Source organism: Tritonibacter sp. SIMBA_163 (genome assembly GCF_046535935.1).
In the GTDB taxonomy this organism is placed as follows: domain Bacteria; phylum Pseudomonadota; class Alphaproteobacteria; order Rhodobacterales; family Rhodobacteraceae; genus Epibacterium; species Epibacterium scottomollicae.
Map to the genome: position 1 here is coordinate 1 of NZ_JAWJBP010000551.1, position 267 is coordinate 267.

Annotated in this window: 1 pseudogene; it reads right to left on the minus strand. The window is 47.9% G+C overall.

Annotated elements, in window-relative coordinates:
* Positions 1-86: 86 nt before the first annotated feature.
* A pseudogene (locus R0J92_RS23495) lies at positions 87-267 on the minus strand (hydrolase); the annotation flags it as partial.

Consider the following 267-nt stretch of genomic DNA (forward strand, 5'->3'; position numbering starts at 1 on the left):
TAAGGAACTTGTTTGTTCAGCTCTTCGACAGAAAGCGCGTTTATATCCGACCGTAGTGCTACCGTTTTTCCCGGCTTGCCGCTGATCTATTTCCCGATGACACCGGTTGGTTCGGTTTTGCGGCATTTGATGCCGAGTCCAGTCAAATAGTTCAACACGTATGCTGTGGTCTCATACTCTTCCCAAGACAGCTCCGGCTCGCTATGCAGCTTTCTCCGTATATCAACCAGTTCCCCGCTGTAATTTGCGATTTCTTTTTTAAGTGCT